This is a genomic window from Sphingobacterium paucimobilis HER1398 (assembly GCF_000416985.1).
Lineage (GTDB): Bacteria > Bacteroidota > Bacteroidia > Sphingobacteriales > Sphingobacteriaceae > Sphingobacterium > Sphingobacterium paucimobilis.
In genome coordinates, this window is record NZ_ATDL01000015.1 from 73,241 (window position 1) to 93,004 (window position 19,764).

At 41.9% G+C, this 19,764-nt stretch carries 24 protein-coding genes; 7 read left to right on the forward strand and 17 right to left on the reverse strand.

Annotation, left to right across the window (positions count from 1 at the left end):
• Positions 1–93: 93 nt before the first annotated feature.
• Positions 94–522, reverse strand: a complete 429-nt coding sequence (locus M472_RS33325; protein ID WP_021070241.1) for a GNAT family N-acetyltransferase — start codon at positions 520–522, stop codon at positions 94–96.
• A gap of 176 nt (positions 523–698) precedes the next feature.
• Between M472_RS33325 and M472_RS33330 the strand changes: the two genes are divergently transcribed.
• Together M472_RS33330 and M472_RS44950 are read left to right on the forward strand one after the other, a co-directional pair.
• Positions 699–1,571, forward strand: coding sequence for a helix-turn-helix transcriptional regulator (locus M472_RS33330; protein WP_021070242.1), 873 nt, complete (start codon positions 699–701; stop codon positions 1,569–1,571).
• 26 nt (positions 1,572–1,597) lie between these two features.
• Positions 1,598–2,002 carry an OsmC family protein gene (locus M472_RS44950; protein ID WP_081643146.1) on the forward strand — a complete coding sequence of 135 codons (405 nt, stop codon included), beginning with the start codon at positions 1,598–1,600 and terminating at the stop codon, positions 2,000–2,002.
• On the opposite strand, the gene M472_RS33335 is transcribed toward M472_RS44950, so the two are convergent.
• The 6 genes from M472_RS33335 to M472_RS33360 form a co-directional block, all read right to left on the reverse strand.
• Positions 1,968–2,189 carry a hypothetical protein gene (locus M472_RS33335; RefSeq protein WP_021070243.1) on the reverse strand — a complete coding sequence of 74 codons (222 nt, stop codon included), beginning with the start codon at positions 2,187–2,189 and terminating at the stop codon, positions 1,968–1,970. The genes M472_RS44950 and M472_RS33335 overlap by 35 nt on opposite strands.
• 34 nt (positions 2,190–2,223) lie before the next feature.
• Positions 2,224–2,901, reverse strand: coding sequence for a head GIN domain-containing protein (locus M472_RS33340; protein WP_021070244.1), 678 nt, complete (start codon positions 2,899–2,901; stop codon positions 2,224–2,226).
• 10 nt (positions 2,902–2,911) lie between these two features.
• Entirely contained in the window at positions 2,912–3,412 is a 501-nt protein-coding gene (locus M472_RS33345; protein ID WP_031301641.1) for a hypothetical protein, read from the reverse strand.
• 209 nt (positions 3,413–3,621) lie between these two features.
• Positions 3,622–4,755 (reverse strand): serine hydrolase domain-containing protein, encoded by a 1,134-nt coding sequence (locus M472_RS33350; RefSeq protein WP_021070246.1) that lies wholly within the window; start codon positions 4,753–4,755, stop codon positions 3,622–3,624.
• Positions 4,756–4,795: 40 nt separating this feature from the next.
• Positions 4,796–5,527 carry a DUF3307 domain-containing protein gene (locus M472_RS33355; protein WP_021070247.1) on the reverse strand — a complete coding sequence of 244 codons (732 nt, stop codon included), beginning with the start codon at positions 5,525–5,527 and terminating at the stop codon, positions 4,796–4,798.
• Positions 5,521–6,123, reverse strand: a complete 603-nt coding sequence (locus tag M472_RS33360; protein WP_031301643.1) for a hypothetical protein — start codon at positions 6,121–6,123, stop codon at positions 5,521–5,523. The genes M472_RS33355 and M472_RS33360 overlap by 7 nt, the downstream gene beginning before the upstream one ends.
• A 176-nt stretch (positions 6,124–6,299) precedes the next feature.
• On the opposite strand from M472_RS33360, the gene M472_RS33365 reads away from it, so the two are divergent.
• The 4 genes from M472_RS33365 to M472_RS33380 all read left to right on the forward strand — a co-directional run bounded on the left by M472_RS33365 (position 6,300) and on the right by M472_RS33380 (position 10,608).
• Positions 6,300–7,175 carry a PPK2 family polyphosphate kinase gene (locus tag M472_RS33365; RefSeq protein ID WP_021070249.1) on the forward strand — a complete coding sequence of 292 codons (876 nt, stop codon included), beginning with the start codon at positions 6,300–6,302 and terminating at the stop codon, positions 7,173–7,175.
• A gap of 168 nt (positions 7,176–7,343) precedes the next feature.
• Entirely contained in the window at positions 7,344–8,549 is a 1,206-nt protein-coding gene (locus M472_RS33370) for a pyridoxal phosphate-dependent aminotransferase (protein WP_021070250.1), read from the forward strand.
• A 239-nt stretch (positions 8,550–8,788) separates the two neighbouring features.
• A complete protein-coding gene (queA, locus tag M472_RS33375; RefSeq protein ID WP_021070251.1) occupies positions 8,789–9,838 on the forward strand; it encodes a tRNA preQ1(34) S-adenosylmethionine ribosyltransferase-isomerase QueA in 1,050 nt (349 codons plus the stop codon).
• 65 nt (positions 9,839–9,903) lie between these two features.
• On the forward strand, positions 9,904–10,608 hold the full coding sequence (locus tag M472_RS33380) for an IspD/TarI family cytidylyltransferase (protein WP_021070252.1): 705 nt from the start codon (positions 9,904–9,906) through the stop codon (positions 10,606–10,608).
• Here M472_RS33380 and M472_RS45205 read toward each other — a convergent pair.
• The 9 genes from M472_RS45205 to M472_RS33420 form a co-directional block, all read right to left on the reverse strand.
• On the reverse strand, positions 10,589–10,741 hold the full coding sequence (locus M472_RS45205) for a lmo0937 family membrane protein (RefSeq protein ID WP_021070253.1): 153 nt from the start codon (positions 10,739–10,741) through the stop codon (positions 10,589–10,591). The genes M472_RS33380 and M472_RS45205 overlap by 20 nt on opposite strands.
• Positions 10,742–10,832: 91 nt before the next feature.
• Complete coding sequence (locus M472_RS33385; protein WP_021070254.1) at positions 10,833–11,603, reverse strand: MBL fold metallo-hydrolase; 771 nt, start codon at positions 11,601–11,603, stop codon at positions 10,833–10,835.
• A gap of 3 nt (positions 11,604–11,606) precedes the next feature.
• Positions 11,607–11,873, reverse strand: coding sequence for a hypothetical protein (locus M472_RS33390; RefSeq protein ID WP_021070255.1), 267 nt, complete (start codon positions 11,871–11,873; stop codon positions 11,607–11,609).
• A 42-nt stretch (positions 11,874–11,915) separates the two neighbouring features.
• Positions 11,916–12,923 (reverse strand): glycosyltransferase, encoded by a 1,008-nt coding sequence (locus tag M472_RS33395; protein ID WP_021070256.1) that lies wholly within the window; start codon positions 12,921–12,923, stop codon positions 11,916–11,918.
• A 2-nt stretch (positions 12,924–12,925) separates the two neighbouring features.
• The gene (locus M472_RS33400; RefSeq protein WP_021070257.1) at positions 12,926–13,876 is read right to left on the reverse strand and encodes a glycosyltransferase family 2 protein; all 951 of its coding nucleotides are present in this window, start codon (positions 13,874–13,876) and stop codon (positions 12,926–12,928) included.
• Between the two features lie 19 nt (positions 13,877–13,895).
• Positions 13,896–14,465, reverse strand: coding sequence for a DUF4199 domain-containing protein (locus M472_RS33405; RefSeq protein WP_021070258.1), 570 nt, complete (start codon positions 14,463–14,465; stop codon positions 13,896–13,898).
• Positions 14,466–14,476: 11 nt separating this feature from the next.
• Entirely contained in the window at positions 14,477–15,145 is a 669-nt protein-coding gene (locus M472_RS33410) for a hypothetical protein (protein ID WP_021070259.1), read from the reverse strand.
• Positions 15,146–15,152: 7 nt separating this feature from the next.
• On the reverse strand, positions 15,153–16,418 hold the full coding sequence (locus tag M472_RS33415; RefSeq protein WP_021070260.1) for a dihydroorotase: 1,266 nt from the start codon (positions 16,416–16,418) through the stop codon (positions 15,153–15,155).
• A 233-nt stretch (positions 16,419–16,651) separates the two neighbouring features.
• Entirely contained in the window at positions 16,652–17,218 is a 567-nt protein-coding gene (locus M472_RS33420; RefSeq protein WP_031301645.1) for a UbiX family flavin prenyltransferase, read from the reverse strand.
• 552 nt (positions 17,219–17,770) lie between these two features.
• Here M472_RS33420 and M472_RS33425 point away from each other — a divergent pair.
• Entirely contained in the window at positions 17,771–18,421 is a 651-nt protein-coding gene (locus M472_RS33425) for an ankyrin repeat domain-containing protein (RefSeq protein WP_021070262.1), read from the forward strand.
• Here M472_RS33425 and M472_RS33430 read toward each other — a convergent pair.
• Complete coding sequence (locus M472_RS33430) at positions 18,418–19,707, reverse strand: DUF2851 family protein (protein ID WP_021070263.1); 1,290 nt, start codon at positions 19,705–19,707, stop codon at positions 18,418–18,420. The genes M472_RS33425 and M472_RS33430 overlap by 4 nt on opposite strands.
• Between the last annotated feature and the right edge of the window lie 57 nt (positions 19,708–19,764).

Genomic DNA, 19,764 nt, shown 5'->3' on the forward strand with positions numbered 1-19,764 from the left:
ACGGTATATTTAGGCCGCAAAAGTATTTTTTATTACGTCTACACAGATGATCCAGTTTTTAAATAAAACCCAGTCCAACTATTCCCTCTCTTTCTACAGCTCCAACTCAAACACCTTCTGCTCCTTTTTCTGACGGAATCCCATTTTGATATAGAATTTATGACTCTCCGTGCGTATAAGATTGCAACGTACCCGGACCATATTACAGCCTCTGACACCTGCCCACACTTTTGCTGTATCCACCAAGGCCGCACCGGTCCCTCGCCCACGCACTCGATCACTCACTACCAGTCCAACGATCTCTACATGATAGCCCGAGTCTAGACTAACCGTATGATTTACCTGCATCCATCCTACCACACTATTATCGATGACCGAAACAGCGATCATCACATTTTTATCTGATAGTAATGTCGCTAGTCTCTTCTCGATAGTTTCCAGATCGTTTGGATATCCCAATTGTATAGCCAGCTCTGTGATTTCCTTACTGTCGTCAATTTTCGCTTCTCTTATCTCCATCATTCTTTTTTTATAGTTACCCCAGCCCGTCTTTCTCGTTCACCCTTTTCTAAGTTATCAAAACTATCTCCCCATCCCTACAATCATTTTCATTTTTTTCAACTTTTATACGATGTGCTTTTTGTAACATTTTAAGTAAACACAACTAAATATACCTCCTTAAATGTGCATATTTGAATATGCCTTTATTTTTCACACTGGATGATATCTATAAATTGTATAATACCGATCCCACCATCAGAGTGGATGGAATCGTTGTTCTAGACAAAAATGATCGTCCAAAAATAGAATATCCCGACCATCGTCATCAATTTGACGGGCTTCTATTTAGCTTTATGATAAAAGGCACTATGAAGTCCAGAATACATTTTCTAGAATATGAGGTCAATGTCGATGACACGGTCGTCATACTTCCCCAACTCATGATAGACGTTCATGAATTTAGTGATGATGCTGAAATGATCACCATGGGGCTTTCATTGGATTTTATAGCATCATTCTCCACCTTGAGAGAGTTCATCATGAATGACCAGATCAGATGGAGACCAGTAATCAAGCTTAACGAGGAGAGACAACAGCAACAAAAAGAACTCTTAGCACTCATTCTAAAAATCTACCGTGAAAAACAAAGTCCCAAGAAAAAAGAAATATTACAGCATCTGATCATTGCGCTTATCCATATAATCGCTGAGGTCTATACGGTAGGTACAACACAAAATACCGAAACCAAAAGTAGGACACACGAGCTTATCGATAATTTCTATGTGTTGATTACGAAACATGCTATCGAAGAACGAAGGGTAAAATTTTATGCAGATCAGTTGTACCTTACCCCACAATATCTATCGACCCTATTAAAACAGACAACCGGCAAGTCCGTTCTACAATGGATAGATCACATCGTCATCATGCAAGCCAAAACGTTAATAAAAACATCAAACCTGACCATCAAAGAGATCAGTAATCAATTGCATTTTGTTGATTCCAGTTTATTCTGTCGTTATTTCAAACGACATACAGGCTTCTCGCCCAAAGCATTTAAACACATTTAAATTGTATTTTTGTTAACACCAACGGCATGAATTTTAAACATCATTTTACAGCGACGCTGCATTGGACCTCACAACAGGAATCACCTGAGAGACAGTCTACTCGAATATCGGCAAAGAATCACCACATAAAAATCGATGGAAAGGCTATATTGGAAGTCTCGGCAGCTAAAGCATTTAAAGGAGACCCAACCCTTTATAATCCGGAAGACCTACTGTTGAGCAGCTTAATGTCCTGTCATATGATGTCCTATTTATATGTCTGTTCACAACATCATATCACTGTTATATCCTATACAGACAGCGCTCATGCGCTATTGGAAACAAGTGGAGATGGTAGTGGACTGTCATCCATCATGCCACATGTACCGCTACCTCTCTTAGCGGTTAATGATACAGCTAGCTGTCCATCGCTTCGATCTGCTCATCACTAAAGCCATCTAGCTTATCAAGTTGGTCATCCGACCAGGTCAATAAATCCGTCAGCATAAAGACCTGAGGTTGCTCATCATTCAGTTGGTTCACGTTGTCCAGCAATGACCCTTCAATTCCTTTTGGTTCACCATCACTTAAGATCTGATATCCCTCATCCAACCACTTTTGTATCTGTTCACGTTTCATTCCTCCTCCTATATTTTCTTATAAAAACTTTTACCTACTCCACAAAGTTAATCTTGCCGCCGGCCAATCTTCTTTGTTTCCTTTCGGAAGGGTTTCCATACACATCGATAACACCTCCAGCCCGAGTTTGGACATCGATACTCTTTCCTACATTCACCTGACATTTACCTCCTGCATTCGTTCGTACATAGGCCTGATCAGACAAGAGCGATTTTGCATCATAATGACCTCCAAATGTACAATTTACCACTTGGTCGCGGGTTTCTCCTTCTAAGCTGATGCTACCTCCCGCCGTACTCCAAGCCTCGACTTTATCCGTATGTAAGCGCAGATTTATACTAGCTCCCTCATTGGCAGAAAGAAAGATTGAGTCCGTTTCTATTTCAAAACCATCTGTACTTATCTGAGCACCTTTACGACCAATTATACTCGACACGTTAGTCACATAGAGGCTGACATCTACCTTTTGTCCCTGCATAATAGCGCTTGTCGTCATTTTCAATCGCAACACATCATCTGTCTGTATCAATTCCAATTGGGAGGCATATTCACCTTCGATAACAATCTTGTCTTCCGCTCCAGACAGCAACCTTACCCGGATCTTATCCGTTACTTCCAGTTCTCTAAAAGGGGTCAGTGTCCGTGACAATTGCGCACTCGCCTGAAAAAAAGAACAGGCAGTCAAAATAAGTATCAAAAAAAAATGCTTCATAAATCTATTTCTATCGTCCCAATTTTACCAATTCCTGCTCCGTATACATCTTTGCCCCTTTCAGGTAGTTAAAAAGCAGATCTTTTGTCTTCTCGTCACCCATTTTATATAGGTTACTGACTAAAAAGTCTTTGTCTTGCTCGATGTTATCTTTATATCCCAAATAGCTGGGGATATAGTACTGTATGCATAACCGAATAAAGCGCAGTTCTACGTTTGCAGGTTCCGCTTGTATCTGCTTTTCCAGAAGCTTCTTTCCTCCATTAAAATAACTCATTTTTTTAAACGGGCTGCCCGTATGCTTGGCCATGAACATATGAAAAGCAGCTTCGTACCCCTTTTCCACGGGGCTCTTGGCATATTTTTCCAAGGTCTCCAAGTGCCGTTCACATAGTTCCTGGTTCTTTACCCCTTTATTAAAGTCTCTACGTACGTCATCCAAATTTAGATACTGGCCTTTAGCCAAGACCACAAAGTTGATAATTCCGATACAAAGCAAGATTCCCTTCATACTGATAAAAGTTAATTCTTTAACAACCATTTACCTATCTCAAACTACATCCGACATATCAGTTCACCCCTATCGTACAGACACGGCACGAAAACACAAACGTATAATGGTTACATCTGTTAAATTACAAAAAATGAGCCAAGTATTTCTCATCCTTTTATCATTTACCTCTGGTAGAGGAACAAAAAAATATTACGGTGATAATCCTCTTACTTGTTGGCGTATATAAAGTGTTGGTATAAACAGTTAGCAATTTCTTCCAACAGTACAGGTTCATCATCTTCGAATACCTGTTTGCAACCATTAGTAATCGCTACAATTCCGAAACGCTCTTCGGGATGAAAAAACATAGCGCTATACAAACCATAAGCAGATCCTGTATGTCCTACCATCGTCTTTCCAGGTATGAAGTTATCGTTTTGCCGAAGCGCCAGTCCATAACCGGACTCTTGATTGACTGGTGTCTGCATTATTTTGGATGCCAAATCTCCTATTATTCGCACACCCGCAGATTTACCAAATCCCATGTGCATGATCATATAACGAGCAAGATCTTCGGCCGAAATTTTCATTCCTCCAGTTGGCGAGAAAACAGGCGTCGTATAGCCTAACTTATAACTTTTCAGCTCTTCACGACGTGCGGCATAAGCTGCCGGCTGAGCCTCAAAACGCTGTTTTTGTCGATCGTATTCATAGATATTAGCAAAAGCCGTCTTATCCAACGAATCTATACAGTATCCTCCATTAAGACCTAGCGGAGTCAATATCTGCTGCTTAATATACGTATCAAATCGAACTCCTACAGCACGTTCCAATGCGGCACCAGCCATATTAAAGTTCAAATTACAATACTCATATTGAGTGCCTGGCTCATACGTATTGTACCCTTCTTTCCAGTCAGGGTTATTAGCTGGATTGATAGCATCCAGATTAAAATAGCCATTTTTGTCGTTGATACTCGATGTATGCGAGAGTAACATTCTCAAGGTAATCACCTTATCCGGGAAATTAGGATTTCTTACTGGAAAGCCGATCAGCGTTCCAAAATCCGTATCAAGAGAAATCTTATTGGCTTCGACAAGCTGCATCCATGCCGTCGCTGTAAATGATTTTGATATAGATGCTATTCTAAAAAGATCCTGTGACGCACTCAATTGCGTCTTCTGTTCCAAATCTTTATACCCTACTGCGTCACTATGAATGATCTGTCCATCTTTGACCACGACATAAGCGACACCTACAGCGCTATAACGCTCTGCTATGGCATTTACTTTCTGTTTTACATCCTGTGAAAACGCAACGGTAATACTTCCTAGAAAAAGCAACAATAGGATATGTTTCATCTTTAACGATTTGATATAAGGTTCTCTTCAAGACCTAAAGCTATGAAATATATCTTAAAGCCAATCGTAAAAGATAGCCCACAATGATAGCGATCGTAAAACTTGACAAAGTACCTACCAATACATACTCTGTAAATTTAGTGTCTTTGGCATTTTTCAAGTCACCAAAACGAAATATGGATTTGGCCGCCAACAAAAAACCTATTCCCGATAGAAACCCAACCTGAATGAACAATACTATAATAAGCCGTTCCATAATTCCGATAAGCATTCCGGCATCGATCAGAGTACCTTTTCTTTGGTCGTTCAGTTCATTTTCCTGATTCCATTTGCTGAAAAACACCCGTAAGAAAATAGGGCTTACCACGGCAATCAATAAGAAGGCAATCACACATACTATAGCTTGGTCAGACAACAAGTGTTCCCACAGGCCCGGTGGCACGCCAAAACAATAAAACGTAGCTGTAATCAATACAGCCAAGTGTAAAAACTGATCCAATGCAAATAGAAAAACAGGCTTATAGGGCCACAGTTTCTCCCACCATATCTTGAGACTGTCTATTGCCAGGTGTGCACAGCCGATTCCCAGTATCAGCAACCCGTATTGAGGCCACGACGGATACAATACAGCAGTCAGGAGCAGTACATGTACCAGCACATGGAGCAATAGATAAAACACATTATCCCGGCGTTTGATTACCCAGCTCCGAGGTTGCAAGACAAAATCTCCGAGCAAATGTGCCAATAGTAACTTTAAAAATAGAGTCAGCATCTTTTCATTAGTTGTTCTGTGCAATAGATGATTGCTTTGTTCAATTTGTTCCATCCCGCCTTGGTCAGCTCAGTGCTCACCTGACTTTGATGTTTACGTTGTAATTTTTTTGCTAATTCCTGTTGGTTTGCTTTAGGAAATCGCAGTGCCTCGGACACTGTCTCCGCCATGTTGACCGTCCATCGATTTGCGATTTCAACACACAGATTCAGCATGATATTGCTTAGCTCATCCCAGTCCGCCCACGGCGATCTTACTGCGATAAGATCCTTATGAAGCGATTCGAAAGCTTCCCCTGAACGGACAAATGCATCTCCAAATGAATTCTTGATATGATCATCCATATAATCAACCGTACCTATCCCCAATCCCATCCTCACTTCCAAATCTCCCATCGACTTGATTCGGGACTTGAGGTAGAACATAGATTCTATAGATTTCTCTAGAGCAATCATCAGCTGAAAGCTATCTCCCCGGAAAATATCATATCTATCTGAACAGTCTTTCAAAGCCGATTCCAATTGAGGGAGCCATTCTCGGATATCCTTTGAACGCGAATCCACGATGTCCCCTGTTATAATTGCATAAAACTCCATTATGTCTTCATTTAATGCGATCATCTTACCTGATGATATTCAAATTTATCATTAATTTTGATGATATCTATAATTATCATTCATTTCAATGATAAAAACTTTATACACACTTGTCTGTTTTAAGATTTAAATATCTATTTTTAAAACAAATTGAAACCCAATTAAGTGCTGTACATATGAGTAAATTCCAAAAACAACTTAAAGCGAGTTCAAAATCCAAGCTCAAGGATTTTCCTACCCACATTGACAACATCAGTCCTGAGGAAGCCAAAAAAGAGCTAAAACAGGTACGAAAATCTATTGCAAATATACAGGAAGTCATGTACGCACACAACAAATACAGCGTATTGATCTGCTTACAGGGTATGGATACTGCCGGAAAAGACTCCTTGATTCGCGAGGTGTTCAAGGATTTCAATGCTCGTGGCGTAGTCGTACAGAGTTACAAGACACCAAGCTTCAGAGAGCTGCAGCACGACTACTTGTGGCGCCACTATATAGCACTGCCAGAACGGGGCAAGTTTACTGTTTTCAACCGTACCCATTACGAGAATGTACTCGTCACACGCGTACACCCAGAATATATACTCCAAGAAAACATACCAAAAATAACCGAAGTCAAAGATATACCTAAAGATTTCTGGAGAAACAGATATCAGCAGATCAATAATTTCGAACACCACATCCAACAAAACGGAACGATCATTCTTAAATTTTATCTACACCTATCCAAAGGCGAACAGAAAAGCAGATTACTACGGCGCTTGGACAAAGAGGATCACAATTGGAAATTCTCTCCAGGGGATCTTAAAGAGCGTAAGCGTTGGGAGGAGTATATGTCTTATTATGAAGAGGCCATACAACACACCAGCAAACCTGATGCTCCTTGGTACGTCATACCAGCAGATAATAAAGAGATATGCCGCTATCTCGTAGCACAAATAATCTTGGAAGAACTAAAAAAGCGTAAGGATATCAAATATCCAGATCTTCCTAAAGATATCGAAAAGCACATTGCGTGTTACCGCAAAGAATTAGAAAACGAGAAATAGGTTGGCCGTTCCAACACGTCCGCTACTTCAGCTATGATTAACTAATTGTTTTTTTTCAAGAACAAAGGCTATCCTATTGATAAGTTCGTAAATGGAGGTCATTTTTTATCAGGATTTATCAAAAAAATAGATTTGAAAATGAAGTATATATAATATATTTGTATCACCATGAGCACAACATCATATTTATCAGATAGAATCAATAGCCTTTCCGAATCGGCTACCTTAAAAATGACCAAATTAGGTCGTGAATTAGCCGCACAAGGCATCAATGTCATCAGTTTAAGCGTGGGAGAGCCCGACTTTAACACGCCAGAGCATGTTAAAGAAGCAGCCAAAACTGCTTTGGACCAAAACTATACACGGTACACTCCTGTCCCGGGATACCCGGAATTACGCAAAGCGATTGTTGATAAACTAAAAAACGAAAACGGATTGGACTATGATATTTCTCAGATTGTCGTATCCACCGGAGCCAAGCAGTCCTTGTCCAATGTTATTTTAACCCTGGTCAATCCTGGTGACGAGGTCATTATTCCCACACCTTATTGGGTTTCTTACTCCGAAATGGTTGTTCTTGCAGAAGGTAAATCTGTATTCATAGATACCGATATCGAAAGCAATTTTAAGATCACGCCGGCACAATTGGAAGCTGCTATAACACCGAAGACCAAAGTATTCATGTTCTCCTCCCCTTGCAACCCGACAGGATCGGTGTACAGCAAAGAAGAGCTACAGGCATTGGCTAATGTATTTGAGAAACATCCTGGCATCTTCATCATTTCAGATGAGATCTATGAACATATCAACTTCATTGACAAACACGAATCTATTGCTCAGTTTCCGAGCATCAAGGACCGCGTCATCATCGTCAATGGCTTTTCAAAAGCCTTTGCTATGACAGGGTGGCGCCTGGGCTACATTGCTGCAAGCAAAGAAATCGCTGCTGCCAATGACAAAATGCAGGGGCAGACAACCTCTGGAACTTGCTCTATCGCACAGCGTGCAGGAATTGCCGCTTACGAAGGTGGATTAGAAAGCGTCAATAAGATGAAAGAAGCTTTTGCCCGTCGCCGTCAGTTGGTATATGACTTATTGAATGATATACCAGGTGTTAAAACCAATCTTCCAGAGGGAGCTTTCTATTTCTTCCCTGAAATCAGCTCTTTCTTTGGGAAAAAAGACCAAGATGGCAATACCATCCATAACTCGGGAGACCTCGCACTGTACCTGCTCAACCAAGGTCATGTCGCTACTGTAGATGGAAACTCTTTTGGCAATGACAACTATATCCGACTATCCTACGCTGCTTCAGACGAAAATCTCAAAGAAGCTCTTCGCAGAATAAAAGAAGCATTGGCAAAACTTGCTTAACCCATAAAGAAGCTCCCTCTCCGACAGGGAGCTTTCTTATTTTGCCAACGATCTTAAACGTGCCTTTATTAAAAAATCTGATTTTTTGAAGCTACTCCCCTTTTGCACACTTCGCGGTATATAACAGAAAAAAGGGAACTCACAAAAGAATTTGCCACGATTCTGAATAAAAATGCATACCTTTGTGTGCTTTTTTAGCCCTATTGAGGACTGTTAAAACACATAAACACTGTTTACACATGAAATTATCACAATTTAAATTCAACTTACCTGAATCTCTGTTGGCATCTGAGCCATCTGAACAACGTGACGAATCGCGTTTAATGGTCTTACATAAAGATACGGGTAAGATTGAGCATAAAATCTTTAAAGACGTCCTAGATTATTTTGATGATAAAGACGTGATGATATTAAATGACACCAAAGTTTTCCCTGCCCGTATGTACGGTAACAAGGAAAAAACAGGTGCTACTATCGAAGTATTCCTTTTACGCGAGCTCAATAGAGAATTACGTTTATGGGACGTTTTGGTAGACCCTGCCCGCAAGATACGTGTAGGCAACAAACTTTACTTTGGTGATGATGACTTATTAGTTGCAGAGGTTGTGGACAATACCACTTCAAGAGGCCGTACTATCCGTTTTCTTTTTGAAGGTACAGACGAAGAATTCCGTCGTAACATCGAAATCCTTGGAGAGACACCACTTCCAAAATACATCAAGCGAAAAGCTACACCAGAGGATAAATTCCGCTATCAGACCATCTATGCCAAGAATGAAGGCGCCGTCGCTGCACCTACAGCTGGACTTCATTTTTCGCGCGAGCTGATGAAACGCCTGGAACTAAAGGGGGTGGACTTTGCAGAGATCACCTTACATATCGGCTTGGGCACTTTCCGTACTGTCGAGGTAGAAGACCTTACCAAGCACAAAATGGATTCTGAACAATTCATTATAACAGACGATGCTGCAAAAACAGTCAATCGTGCGATTGATGACAAACGCCGGATATGTGCTGTGGGCACAACATCCATGCGTGCTATTGAATCTTCCGTTTCAGCCGACAGACATTTGAAACCCGGTTCCGATTGGACCTCCAAATTCATCTATCCGCCATACGAGTTCAGTATCGCCAACTCCATGATTACCAACTTCCATACACCAGAATCAACTCTATTGGTTATGATTGCTGCTTTTGGAGGTTACGAAAATGTAATGAATGCATACGAAGTAGCTGTAAAAGAGAAGTACCGTTTCTATAGCTATGGAGACGCAATGCTTATTATCTAAGGATTGTAGCAATATTTTACGTACGTTTGAAGCGTGGATAGACACTATCCACGCTTTTTTAGATTATGTCCAATAAAATTGTCATTATAGCCGCTGGCGGAAGCGGTTCTCGCTTTCAGTCCACCCTACCCAAGCAATACCTCTTGCTCAATGGGCTTCCTGTCATGATGCACACCATCCATAGTTTTGTCGGCATTGCTGATCGGATCATCATCGTACTGAACCAGCAGATGAAAGAAACCTGGCAAGCACTGTGCGCCGAACACCATTTTGAAGTGCCTCACGAACTCGTAGATGGAGGCTCCACACGCTTTCAAAGTGTACGCAATGCCATCCGACATATCGTCAAGACATCTACAACAGCCATAGGTCACGATACGGTAATCGCTATTCATGACGCCGCCCGTCCTTTGGTCGACCGTAGCCTCATTAGAGAATCTTTTGATATGGCGTTACAAGGCAAGTGTAATGTATTGGCTACCCCCAGCACTAATTCCATCCGCATAGGCAGCCTGTCAGATTCCAAAGCAACCGACCGAAACACCATATGGCAGATACAGACTCCGCAATCGTTTCCAGCCCCTATATTGATCGAAGCATTTGAACAAGAGGAACTCCCTGAATTTACCGATGATGCTTCTGTCGTCGAGCGAAAAGGATACGCTATACAGTTGCTCGAGAGCAACGACAGGAATATCAAGCTGACCTTTGCGTCCGATTTCAAAATTGCTGAATTTTATCTGGACGCTGCTAAGCATTCCCTCGAATAATACGTAATAATACGACAATAATAGCGATCACCAATAGAATATGGATGATTCCTCCGGTTGCATGTCCACCAAAAAAACTGACAGCCCAGATAATAACAAGAATTACGGCGATTAAATAAAGTAGATTTCCCATAGCTTTATAGTTTAATTAATTTACAATGTTACGTTACTTATTTTACTCTAACGAACAGCCGGAAATCTAAAAGGTTTTGTTGAGAAACAAATTATTTCACCTCGATAGACAATCCATCGTATGCGGTGTGAACATGTGAAGGCAATATACCCTCAATGTATTCATGCTTTCCAAACCGGTGGCTTATATGGGTGAGATAGGCCTGTTGGGGTTTTATGTCATCGATAAAAGCGAGAGCCTCTTCCAATGTAAAATGCGATATATGGGGTGATTCCTGCAGTGCATTGACGACCAGCACGTCCACACCTTCCAATAGAGAGCGACTCTCCTGGGAGACGGTTTTTGCATCCGTTATATAGGCAAAGTTGCCTATACGGTATCCCATAACAGGCATCTTATAATGCAAAACTTCAATCGGCATTATCTGCTGACCGAATATATCGAATGCTACTCCAGGATTGACCTCTTCAAGATCCAGTTGTGGTACACCAGGATACTTTACCGCAGAAAAAGCATAGTAAAACTCGCGCTGCAGCGCTTCTAGCGTAGGAGCATCGGCATAGATAGCAATAGATTGCTGTTGATGGTAATTAAATGCGCGAACATCGTCCAACCCTGCAATATGGTCTTTATGGGCGTGTGTCATGAGGACAGCATCCAAATGATCCACATGTTCACGTAACATCTGGTATCTAAAATCGGGACCTGTATCGATTACCACATTATACCCATTATCCAATTCCACCAGAACAGACGTGCGCAGACGCTTGTCCCGCTTATCCGTAGACAGACATACCGGACAATTGCAAGCAATCACTGGCACCCCCTGAGAAGTTCCTGTTCCTAAAAATCGAATTTTCAATACCTAATCGTTTGTTTTCAATAATGACTTATAAAACACCCACTGCTTTTCCTCCATATCCTCCTTTTGGAGCTCAAAATCCCCGATAAGTTGTATCAGTGAATTGATCTTAATCTCTAGGTTCGAAAACTTATTGACAACGATTACCTTAGAATTTTGGATCACACAAGCCCCTGTTCTAAAGTTACCTTTTTCGTAACGGACTTTATAGCCCAACTCTTCCAATAAGTTCTCAATCTTATCCAGATTATACTGTGTAATCGATACCACTACTTCAATTTAAACTATTAATCTTTAACTAATTTTCCTCCTTTAGCAAGAGGTATCCTTACGCAAGAGCACCCTGTCTATATAGTTTCCGATGAAACCAAATCCATAGGCCATCAACTGCGTAAAGGCCGTCACCACGGACAACAGTCCTACCTTCAGGCTCTTTGTTTCGGAAGTGCTGTGCAATAAAAGCAATACGATGAAAGAAACCAAAAAAATATTTCCAAACCATACCAGATAATGTAGGAATATTGCATCACCAAACAGCAGCATATCCACCATATTAAGAACCAATACCCCTATTACTCCTATCGTAAACACCGCTGGCAGTGCATGTACAGGTTTCAGCTCCTTTGGGTAGATTTGTGCGATATCTATACGTCCCTTTCCAAAATTATAGATCTGCCTAAAAAACTGAGGCAGGCTGGTCCGTCTCTTATGGTATACAAACGCCTCTGGAATAAGACCTACCTTAAAACCCGCATTGATCATACGAATACTGAACTCAATATCCTCCGACCGTCGGGACAATTTATATCCTCCTGTTTTCTCCCATACCTCCCGCGATATCCCCATATTGAAACTTCTCGGGTGAAACTGGCCTACATGCTTTTTATTTCCACGTATCCCTCCCGTGGTAAAAGGACTTGTCATCGAATAACTGATAGCCTTTTGTATCGGGGTAAAAGATTCATGTGCTGCATCAGGCCCTCCAAAGGCATCCCAGCCCTGTAGGTCCAGTGCCTCTTTGACCATCGCTAAATACTCCTCTGGAACGAGGATGTCCGAGTCAAATACAATGAAATAAGATCCCTGCGCACGCTCAAATCCATAATTCCGAGCAAAGCCCTGACCTTCGTTCCTTTTCTCAAAATAATGAACATCCAGTACGCCTTCAAAGCCTTTGATCACCTCTTTAGCGGGTCGTGTCGATCCGTCTTCGACAATGATAACCTCAAAATCCTTATAAGTCTGCCTAGTTAAAGATGACAGCAACTCCTTAATCTCTTCAGGCCTATTATACAGGGGTATGATTAACGAAAAAAACATAGTTACACCACTCGTTCAATATGGTACTTATTCCGTTCAGAACTATTCCTTGACAGCAGTTCCGCAATAAAGCCAGTCAAAAACAACTGTGTACCGATCATAATCGCTAAAAGCGACAGATAAAACAACGGCTGATCGGTTACATTTCGGTATTCCGTACCGTTAGCAATGCTCATTAATTTATCCGAAATAAGATAGATCGTCATAAAAAATCCAATCAAAAAGCTGATAACGCCTATCGGACCGAAGAAGTGCATTGGCCGCTTACCGAATTTGCCTACAAAAAATATAGACATCAAATCCAAAAAGCCCTTAACAAACCTCCCAGCACCGAACTTGGTGGTGCCATATTTCCGAGGATAGTGCTGTACCACCTGCTCCTGTATATTCGAAAAACCAGCCCATTTGGCTATGACAGGAATATAACGGTGCATCTCACCATACACCTCAATACTCTTTACCACATCTTTCTTATAGGCCTTCAGCCCGCAGTTAAAATCATGGAGGTTATGTATACCCGACATCGCCCGGGTCACTGAGTTGAACAATTTGGTAGGAAGAGTCTTGGTAATCGGATCATAACGTTTTTGCTTCCATCCAGATACCAGATCGGCTCCTTGATTCATAACACGGTCATACAGTTCCGGAATCTCGTCCGGGCTGTCCTGCAGATCAGCATCCATAGTGATGACGACATCTCCCTGTGCCGCTGCAAACCCGACATTCAGGGCAGCAGACTTACCATAGTTACGTCTAAACTTGATTCCCGAGATCTGCTCGTGCTGTTGCTTCAGCTCCAGGATAACGGCCCAGGAAGTATCCTTGCTACCATCGTCAACCAGAATGATCTCGTAACTAAAATTATGGGCGACCATTACACGTCGAATCCAATCGGTCAATTCCGGAAGCGACTCGGCCTCATTATACAGTGGTACTACAACTGAAATATCCATATACTTATTAAAGAATCATTTACTTTTTGACGACTTTCGTACGAAACAACAAGGCTAGAACCATCGCAAAAACGAAGTTGACCAAAAGACTTATAAAAATAGGAGGCACCGAATTACGAAAAGACAGTTCAGAAAAAGCAAATGTCCTATCCTGCTCTATGATCTCCATCTGCTGATCGATCTCATCATCTGTCGCACCCCTGTTTTCCATTTCTACAATCTTGAGGTTCATCAGGTTTTGGTAACTTTCCTCAAGTACTGTTTTATCCAAAATCACCTTTTGGTACACCATAATACCTATTGAACTCACGACAATACTTGCTGCGAGAAAGATATAAATACTCTTCAGAGCCCTACTGAAAGTCCAATCGATACCATTTCTTCTTTTCAGAAGATACACCAGTCCGATCGGAATCAATACCGTTCCGATGACCTTTAATGTAGTACTTACCATATACAGCGCCGAATAACTGTCCGCCATACGGCTGTGGTGTATCGCTATTATCGAAAAAATAATGGACAGCACCCCTGATATCGCTCCATACACCAGAGAATCCTTCTTCTCTTCTTTTGTCAATTGATTAACCATATATTCAGGTTCTATTTACTAAAGTTAACAATAACCTGGTATATAGCAGTTTCATACGCCTTATTTGAAGCGCTATTTTCAAAATCTTTTAATTGCACGCCCGACGGGTTTGGCTCAAAGAAGAACGAAACCAACGGGTAGAAAAGTTCAAAAAGCTCTTCCTGCTCCGTTACCGTCCTAGATACCTTCGCGATTTCAGAGTAATCACTTTCGACCAATATCTGGTTAGCAATCACCTTTTCATAGATACTATATTCATCTTGGAATTCATCTTCTTCGACCAATAAAAACTCCTTCAAATAATCCTCGAGCGAAGGTTTAATCTCATCGTCTTCACACTCCTTCAAGTACAAAAACACATTGAGCAACTCCGTACCTCTATCGATCGTATCTTCTTCAATCTGCTCCCACTCTTCCGAGTCCAGATAATCCTCTTCCAGCTTCTGTACATCTTCAGCAAAGAAGTTGATCATCAACAGGTCAAAACTGATCTCCCGCAATTCTTCGAAACGCTGATGATCGTCAAATACCTGATCCAACTGTGCAACCTTCTCCATAAAAGACAAGTCCAAGTCATAGACCCCGGTCAACGCAGGCAAGAATTCCTTACTATCGATCCCCTCGATACGCGCATATGTATTTACAGCAGCATCTACTGCATTTTTTACTTTAATATCCATGTTACTTTTAATTAACAATCAACTTATTATTATTTATTACCAGATTTACTTTTCCTTGTAAATCCTGCCCCATTAACGGGTTATTTGTTCCTTTGGAACGATTACTTTCCGCATTAAAGATCCATGTGGCATTCATATCAAAAACAACTAGGTTAGCCGTTTCTCCCACCTCAAATTTAGGAACTTCCATTCCCAACACCTTCCTAGGTCCTACAGCCATCTTTTCGACAATAGCTTCTGCCGTCATGCCTGCACGGATAGCCAATGGCAAAGCTGTCTGCAAACCTGTTATACCGTTTTTAGCGATATGAAACTCCACATTTTTAAATTCGATCTCATGAGGCGTATGTTGTGAAACTATTGCATCAATAACGCCGTCCTTAAGACCTTTCAATAAAGCTTTTACATCTGTCTTCGTCCTTAGTGGAGGACACACCTTATAATTGGAATCAAAGCTAGCCACATGGTCATCCGTAAATACCAACTGATGTGCAGCCACATCACAGGTTACTTTTATTCCCTTCGCTTTCGCCTTCTTGATCAGATCGACCGACTCAGCCGTAGATATCGTTGTAAAGTGTATAGGAGCATCGTTATATTCTGCGAGAAACAAATCTCTGGACACCATCAAGGCTTCGGCAAGATTTGGACTTCCTTTCATTCCCAAAAACGTACTCATCACCCCTTCATTCATCTGATTATCTCCTGACATCGACGCATCTAAGGCAAAAGAGATGATCAACCCATCAAAGCCTTTGGCATACAACAGCGCACGTCCCATAAGTCCGGCCTCCTGAAGGCTGTGATTACCATCCGAAAAGGCAACAGCTCCATTCGACTTCATATCGTACAACTCCGCCATCTCTTTTCCTTCGCGCTTCTTCGATATGGCACCTATCGGATAAACATCGACCAGGTTGCCCTTTGCTGCGTTCACCAATAGCGCCACTTCTGCTCTGCTATGCACTGCAGGATCAGTATTAGGCTGTACAGCTATAGCCGTAAAACCACCAGCCGCCGCAGCAGCAGTACCTGTTGCTACATCCTCTTTAGTCTCGTAGCCGGGCTCCCCTATATTCGCATTCAGGTCAAAAAAACCAGCGCTTACGATACATCCTTTGGCCTCGATCACCTTCAGATCCGAACCACTCTGTTTCAGCTTCTTCCCTATATCTACAATCTTTCCATCTTGGATTAAGATATCGATTTCCTCCCCGTTCAATGGGTGATTGGGTAAGACTAACCTAGCTGAAGAAATTAAGACTGTGTTCATGGATATGTTGCTAATATTTAATTTGTTGTAGAAATCTTAAAGAAAAGGAACCGACAAAAACCAAAGAAAAGAGCATAGAGATAAGCCTTGCCCTACATAAAATCATAAAGTAGAATGATACTATATGTCGCTTCATTAAAGGACAAACCTACATAAATTCTCTTTTATACGCAATATAATTGCGTTGTAATGTAAAGCAAATTTTGCAGGTCTTCTCCTTCATTTGGATTTTTCTACTCTCCCCATCTGTAGGAGTCTATTTTCAGATCGGCTAACGAGAATATGCGATCCACCACTGTAGCAGCCAGTTCTTCCATGGTCTTCGGAAGACTATAAAAAGATGGGCTAGCAGGGCATATAATCCCTCCCGCTTGAGTCACGCTGGCCATATTGTTGATATGGATCAGGCTCAGTGGTGTTTCTCTCGTGACGAGTATCAGCTTTCTTCTTTCTTTCAAGATCACATCGGCTGCTCTTGTCGTCAGATCTGAAGAAGTGCCATTGGCAATACGGGCCAGCGTTCCCATGGAACAAGGACATACGACCATCGTATCGTAATTAGCAGATCCCGAAGCAAAAGGAGACATAAAATCATGCTTCGAATAAAAGGTAAAATCCTTATAGTCGCGGTAGGCTTCGTTCTCTAATTCAAAACGCCATACATCCTTTGCATTATCAGACATCACCACGCCTACGTGCGATACCTGATCCCCCATCTGCTCCAACTTATCCAATAGTACCTTAGCATATAACGAGCCTGAAGCCCCGGTCACTGCGACCACTATCTTACGTTTCATCATATTCTCTTTTCGTGTAGTTAAGCCGACCTCCATCGCAATCAACGTGTTTCCAGCAGTCGGTTTATCGGAATAGAATATTCCATTCCCAGTGACAAAGCTAGCTAAAAACTTCAGTAAGTATTTTTGTTTTACGTCAGCGCAATGGCATAAAAATATCCAAAAACAAGACACACCTCATTTCCATTAATCACAGAAATAAAAAAAAACCATTGATAATCAAAGAGAATACATCTATAAAAAAAAGGGTCGAATAAGAAATATTCGACCCTACATCTACCTATGAAAAACATGCCCTTGGGGAGGGCACTACAAATGTACTAAGAGAAAGTATATTTACAACGCATCGTCGATTCTTTTATTGTCAGTTTTCGAATATTTGTAGTTGTTCAGCTACAAGATCGCTACAGCATCTACATCCAGATACGCCAGGAGCGATAATTCCCAAAACGACAAGAGTTGAGAAATAATTAACATTTTAAATATTACCAACATTTTATCCGAATACCCTTTTTTTTTATTTATTTCGAATCAGTTAAAAAGTGCTACTATACTATGAGTTCGACCATACTAGAAGAATATATCGAAACCGGTAACCATCAGGATCTGGAGCTATTGTTAGGCCAGGACAACAGCCTTGTCCACCAAAAGACCAGTCACGACATTTCTCCACTTCTGTTGTCCTGTTATTACCACAAACCTCAGGTAACTCAAGTCATTTTAAAATTCATCTCTACCATTACCGTACATGAAGCGTGCGCCACAGGCCTTCTGCAACATATACAAATGATGATAGAACACAAGAAAGAAGTCGTAAACGAGTTTTCCGATCATGGTTTTACCCCATTGGGGATAGCCGCACATTTTGGCAAAGAAGATGTGGTACGCCTCCTTCTATTGCACCATGCCAATCCGAACATCTGTTCACAAAACGGATACACGACATACCCTTTGCATGCTGCTTTAGCAGCAAACCATACGGGTATCGCCAAGATGCTTATCGAAAGCGGTGCAGAGGTCAATGTCCTTCAATATGGCAGTGTAGCCCCCTTGCATCTTGCCGCCCAGCACGGCAATATCGATCTTATCGTCGCACTCCTCGAGCAGGGAGCAGATATAACACAGCTGACCAACGCAGGCCAATCTGCCTCCGATCTAGCGGCAGACAAAGGTTTTACAGCGATCGCTGAGATACTGAAGATTTAATCCGACGGCCTTAATATCGCCGTCCCGACCGCGCAGTCCAAGCACTTTTTGCTCTCGCAGTACCCATTTTTCAGGCGCAGCAGCGCCTGAGAGTCTGCAGCACTGTGGCAATGAAGCCCTTGACTGCTATAATAAGTAACCACTTCGTTCTTTTCGGGAGGCAACTGCTCCATCCACTTCAGTGCCCGTTCGATCAGAGTTTCATCTTTCAAAAATTGACCATAGGAAAACAAGACGGGGATAAAACAATTGATAGCGATCAGATGGAGATAGGTATCCGTCCATCCGGTGCTGTGTTCCTTTGTCGGACTGCCAAACCTAAAATGGGTCTTCCAATAGGTATCCAGTTGCACTGCGCGCATCCGATCAAACCATTCTTGAAGATCCTCCGTCGTACGCATTCTTTCCAATCCATAGACCAATACGGGCAATTGCGCTGCCAATTGTGCCAATCGATATGTCGGAAAATTATAAGGTCTGGTTCGCATAAACTTCCAATAGGCCGGAGCCATACATTCCAGGTTGTGAAGCTTTCGCAACAAGCCATAGCTCGTCTTCAAGCGGACAAAGTAATCATCTGTGCATGCATCTTCCAAAAAACCAGCTACACCAAAGAGCAGGGCTGTTATCTTATCTGGTTCATCCCGGTATTTATACAGCAGATTCGGTGCTATTCTAGACAATAACTCTTCAAAGGCTGCCGCATTAACATTCGTACCAAATGCCCTTCCAAGAGCAATCAGGAATACCCGTTCCCAATCTTGCTTTGTAGCCGCCAGCCAATGGTGATTTCGCTTGTACTTTTCCTCCAGACGCTCGATGAGCAGACGGGTCAGCCACCCCGGACGTATCTTATCCAAAACCCCACTCATCCTTCCTTCACAAGCGATATAGCGCTCTTCTTTCCGCAACTCATCATAGCGCTGCAGTAACTCCGACTGTACAAAATCACGCAACAGCAATGTAGGGATCGCAGTCCCATCCAGTCGCTGTATCCCCTCTGTACTTCTCCGCCACACCACATGCAGCACTGTTGCGCTATAAGCCGGATCCAGATGGTGTCCGTGCCGCTTCCAATCCCCCTCATCAACATGCATTTCCACATGCCCCTTCCATCGAACACCGTTCAGTTCGATCAAGGCATATTCAAAATCAGGGCCCGCATTTCGATTGTACAGTCCCACCTCTATCGTTTTGAGCGCTTCCCCTTCTTGAGTCTTTAGGTTAATTGGATCATATAGTCTATAGCGCCAGATAAAATGTAATAATTCTTCCGGATAGTCCATCCCTAAAGATAGCAACAATCACTTGAAAAACAAATCATTACAATCAGCAGTATCGAA